A 4,829-nucleotide genomic window follows, 5' to 3' on the forward strand; every position below is an offset into this window, starting at 1 on the left:
CGCCATGTCGCTCGGGGCCAAGCCGATTCCGGCCTTCGCCCGGATCTACTTCCCGATGACCCTGCCGGGCCTGAGTGCCGGCGCCCTGCTGGTGTTCATCATTTCCGTGGGCTACTACATCACCCCGGCGCTGGTCGGCGGCACCGACGGACAGATGATCAGCAACATCATCGCCTTCCATATGCAGCGCTCGAACAACTGGGAACTGGCCGCCGCGCTGGGCTCCTTGCTGCTCGGCCTGATTCTCCTGCTGTACTGGCTGTACGACCGTTTCGTCGGCGCCAGCAACATCAAATTGGGATAAAGGGTCTGTTCCTGCTTCATTCGCGGCTGCGCCGGAGCCAGTTTTTGCGCGGAGCAAGGCATGAGGAGAGAAGTTTGGCATTCCAAATGAACGACGAGTAACGCAGCACCGCGCAAAAACTGGCCCGGCCCTCCGGGTTGCGCGGCAAATGGTGCCATGCGGCGTTGCGGGACTTGGCAAGGGAACACCATTGCCGGCGTCCCGCGCCTAGCCTGGCACCATTTGGCGCAGCAACGCAGCTCACGAACGAAACAGGAACAGACCCTACATGAAAATCCCCAGCTACTTTGGCTTCTGGCACCACTTCGGCACCTGGCTATTGAAAACCAGCTCCTGGCTGGTGCTGCTGTTCCTGATCATGCCGATCCTGGTGATCATCCCGCTGTCGTTCAACGTCGAGCCGTTCTTCAGCTTTACCGAAGGCATGCTCACCCTGCAGGCGGAGGCTTACTCGCTGCGCTGGTACGAGGAAATCTTCAACGACCCGAAATGGATCCTGGCGATCCAGAACAGCTTCCTGATCGGCATCTTCGCCACCCTGCTCGCCACCGTGCTGGGCACCTGCGCCGCCGTCGGCCTGGCCCGCGACGACATGCCCTACCGGCGCTTCATCACCGCCCTGCTGCTGTCGCCGATGATCGTGCCGCTGATCATCACCGCCGCGGGGATGTTCTTCTTCTATTCCAACCTGGGCCTGGCCGGCACGTACCTGGGGGTGATCCTGGCCCACGCCGCCCTGGGCACGCCCTTCGTGATCATCACCGTGACCGCGACCCTGACCGGCTTCGACTACAGCCTGGCGCGCGCGGCGCTGAACCTCGGCGCCACGCCGCTGCGGGTGTTCTTCGACATCATCATGCCGCTGATCCGTCCCGGGGTGATTTCCGGCGCGCTGTTCGCCTTCATCACCTCGTTCGACGAGGTGGTGGTGATCCTGTTCATGGCCGGCCCGCAGCAACGCACCATTCCCCGGCAGATGTTCTCGGGGCTGCGCGAGCAGATCAACCCGAGCATCCTGGCCATCGCCACCCTGCTGATCCTGGTGTCCATCGCCCTGCTGGTCACCCTCGAACTGCTGCGCCGGCGTTCCGAGCGCCTGCGCGGCGTCGAACTGATCGAATAACCCGCTCACACGTCAGTTAACTGAGCGCTCAGCGCTTTAACTAAGCGTTCCGCGCTTTCGCCGCCACACCGCCTGGGCTTAGAATCGTCCCTTTGCTGCCGCACCCAGGCGGACGTGTACCAGGCCGAGCCAGCGCAGACCCCGCGCCAACCTCCGCCCCAGCCCTGCAATCGGTCACTTCCGTTTGCCTTGGGCCTGAACCCGGCTCAACATACGCCCCAACAGCCCGTTGCGCGCACGCGGCCCTCGCCCAGGCGACTGCCACCGAATGCGTGACCTGAACAGCCTTTGCAGGACTTATCGCCATGCCCGACTACCGCTCGAAAACCTCCACCCACGGCCGCAACATGGCCGGCGCCCGCGCCCTGTGGCGCGCCACCGGGATGAAAGACGAGGACTTCAAGAAGCCGATCATCGCCATCGCCAACTCCTTCACCCAGTTCGTGCCCGGCCACGTGCACCTGAAGGACATGGGTCAACTGGTCGCCCGCGAGATCGAACGCGCCGGCGGCGTAGCCAAGGAGTTCAACACCATCGCGGTCGACGACGGCATCGCCATGGGTCACGACGGCATGCTCTATTCGCTGCCCTCGCGCGAGATCATCGCCGACTCGGTCGAGTACATGGTCAACGCCCACTGCGCCGACGCCATCGTCTGCATCAGCAACTGCGACAAGATCACCCCCGGCATGCTGATGGCCGCCCTGCGCCTGAACATCCCGGCGATCTTCGTCTCCGGCGGGCCGATGGAAGCCGGCAAGACCAAGCTGGCCAGCCACGGCCTGGACCTGGTCGACGCCATGGTCATCGCCGCCGACGATTCGGCCAGCGACGAGACGGTCGCCGAATACGAGCGCAGCGCCTGCCCGACCTGCGGCAGTTGCTCCGGCATGTTCACCGCCAACTCGATGAACTGCCTGATGGAAGCCCTGGGCCTGGCCCTGCCGGGCAACGGTTCGACCCTGGCCACCCACAGCGACCGCGAACAGCTGTTCCTGCAGGCCGGGCGCACCGCGGTGGAACTGTGCAAACGCTATTACCAGGACAACGACGACTCGGTGCTGCCGCGCAACGTCGCCAACTTCAAGGCGTTCGAAAACGCCATGAGCCTGGACATCGCCATGGGCGGCTCGACCAACACCATCCTGCACCTGCTGGCCGCCGCCCAGGAAGCCGAGATCGACTTCGACCTGCGCGATATCGATCGCCTGTCACGCAAGGTGCCGCAGCTGTGCAAGGTCGCGCCGAACATCCAGAAATACCATATGGAAGACGTCCATCGCGCCGGCGGCATCTTCAGCATACTCGGTTCCCTGGCCCGCGGCGGCCTGCTGCACACCGACCTGCCGACCGTACACAGCACAAGCATGAGCGAAGCCATCGCCAAGTGGGACATCACCCAGACTGACGACGAAGCCGTGCACACCTTCTTCCGCGCCGGCCCGGCCGGCATTCCGACCCAGACTGCGTTCAGCCAGAGCACCCGCTGGGACACGGTCGACGACGACCGCGAGAACGGCTGCATCCGCAGCGTCGAGCACGCTTATTCTCAGGAAGGTGGGCTCGCGGTGCTCTACGGCAACATCGCCCTCGACGGTTGCGTGGTGAAGACCGCGGGCGTGGATGAGTCCATCCATATCTTCGAAGGCAACGCCAAGATCTTCGAGAGCCAGGACAGCGCCGTACGTGGCATCCTCAATGACGAAGTGCAGGCAGGCGATATCGTCATCATCCGCTACGAAGGCCCGAAAGGCGGCCCGGGCATGCAGGAAATGCTCTATCCGACCTCGTATTTGAAGTCCAAGGGGCTGGGCAAGGCCTGCGCCCTGCTCACCGACGGCCGCTTCTCCGGCGGCACCTCGGGCCTGTCGATCGGCCACGCCTCGCCGGAAGCCGCCGCGGGCGGCGCCATCGGCCTGGTGCGCGAAGGCGACAAGATCCTGATCAACATCCACGAGCGCTCGATCAACCTGCTGCTCAGCGACGAAGAAATCGCCCACCGTCGCCACGAACAGGACAAGAAAGGCTGGAAGCCGGTGGAGCAACGCCCACGCAAGGTCACCACCGCGCTCAAGGCCTACGCCCTGCTCGCCACCAGCGCCGACAAGGGCGCGGTACGCGACAAGGCGCTGCTGGAAAAGCTGGTGCCCTAAGCACCGCGCACCACAGAAGCCCGGCCTTGCGCCGGGCTTTTGCGCGCGATCTGTAAGAGCGGTCGCCCCGTCTTCGACGCCGCGCTGTCGCGCAGCAAACGGGGTGCTCGGGCCCCTGCCGTAGAAGCGACCGGGCGGCGTTCCGTTCGTAGGGCGGCTTCGGAGCGCAGCGACAACCCGCCAGCTTTTGTGCCGCGCCGGTGAACCCATGGTGCACTGCCTGCGGCGAGTGACACCCTACGGATTGTGGACTACCCCAGATCGGGCGGATTGCTCGAGATCGGGCGGCGCGCCTACAGAAAACGCAATAACCCATAAAATCAATGACCTACGGGTTATTTGATAAGAGTTTGCTCGCCGCCTTCGACGGAGCGCTGTCGCGCAGCAAACTGTGTAGGAGCCAGGGGAACGCCTCGTACTTGCTGGCAATCCGCCGGATCGAGGAACAGCATCCACTGGACGTCGGCGCGCGCTATACAGACAGCGAAAAAACGCTAGAAGGGGGAGGACAGCATGAAAATCGGCCTGATCTCCGACACCCACGGCCTGCTGCGCCCCGAGGCGCTGGCGGCGCTGCAGGGCTGCGACCACCTGATCCATGCCGGCGATATCGGCAAACCGGAAATCCTCGCCCAACTGCAGGCCATCGCCCCGCTCTCGGCGGTGCGCGGCAACAACGACCAGGGCGCCTGGGCCGAAGACCTGCCCGAACGCCTGGTGGTGAAGTTCGGCCGCACCGCCTTCTACGTGCTGCACGACCTGGCCGAGCTGGACATCGACCCACAGGCGCAAGGAATCGCCGTGGTGGTCGCCGGCCATTCCCACAAGCCGCGCCTGGAACAACGCCACGGCGTGTTCTACATCAACCCCGGCAGCGCCGGCCCGCGGCGCTTCAGCCTGCCCATCGGCCTGGGCTTCGTGCATCTGGATCAGGGCCGACTGCGACCGGAGCTGATCGAGTTGACGCCCTGAGCCGTCCGACGCGCTGCTCCCAACGGGTATCGCCGCGTCAGCTCACGCCCATATAACGCCCGGCGCGGTGGTTGATCGCCAGCACCAGGTTCAATGCCAGCGCGCCGAGGATCGACAGCGCAACCTTGTCCAGCGACACGATGAACACCGCCGCCAGCACTATCGCCACATCGATGCCCATCTGCACCTTGCCGGCGCGCAGGCCGAGACGCTCCTGCAGGTACAGCGCGAGGATATTCACCCCGCCCAGGCTGGCGCGATGGCGGAACAGCATCAA

Annotated in this window: 5 protein-coding genes; 4 read left to right on the plus strand and 1 reads right to left on the minus strand. The window is 64.6% G+C overall.

What is annotated here, in order from left to right; translation table 11 throughout:
• From ABZE94_RS20400 to ABZE94_RS20415, 4 genes are all read left to right on the plus strand, one after another.
• On the plus strand, positions 1-304 hold a 304-nt coding region (locus ABZE94_RS20400), incomplete at its 5' end, for an ABC transporter permease subunit (protein ID WP_372877900.1).
• 268 nt (positions 305-572) lie between these two features.
• On the plus strand, positions 573-1,427 hold the full coding sequence (locus tag ABZE94_RS20405) for an ABC transporter permease (protein WP_372877902.1): 855 nt from the start codon (positions 573-575) through the stop codon (positions 1,425-1,427).
• A gap of 305 nt (positions 1,428-1,732) precedes the next feature.
• Positions 1,733-3,580, plus strand: a complete 1,848-nt coding sequence (gene ilvD / locus ABZE94_RS20410; RefSeq protein WP_372877904.1) for a dihydroxy-acid dehydratase — start codon at positions 1,733-1,735, stop codon at positions 3,578-3,580.
• 513 nt (positions 3,581-4,093) lie between these two features.
• Positions 4,094-4,552, plus strand: coding sequence for a metallophosphoesterase family protein (locus ABZE94_RS20415; protein WP_372877906.1), 459 nt, complete (start codon positions 4,094-4,096; stop codon positions 4,550-4,552).
• A gap of 37 nt (positions 4,553-4,589) precedes the next feature.
• Here ABZE94_RS20415 and ABZE94_RS20420 read toward each other — a convergent pair.
• A partial coding sequence (locus ABZE94_RS20420) for a YitT family protein (protein ID WP_372877908.1) occupies positions 4,590-4,829 on the minus strand: 240 nt, incomplete at its 5' end.

Origin of the sequence: Pseudomonas sp. (assembly GCF_041601375.1) — a bacterium.
GTDB lineage: Bacteria > Pseudomonadota > Gammaproteobacteria > Pseudomonadales > Pseudomonadaceae > Aquipseudomonas.

Bases quoted from the DNA above. Each gene is read 5' to 3' on its own strand.
- ABZE94_RS20415 (WP_372877906.1), top strand. From the start codon at position 4,094: ATGAAAATCGGCCTGATCTCCGACACCCACGGCCTGCTGCGCCCCGAG.
- ilvD (WP_372877904.1), top strand. From the start codon at position 1,733: ATGCCCGACTACCGCTCGAAAACCTCCACCCACGGCCGCAACATGGCC.
- ABZE94_RS20405 (WP_372877902.1), top strand. From the start codon at position 573: ATGAAAATCCCCAGCTACTTTGGCTTCTGGCACCACTTCGGCACCTGG.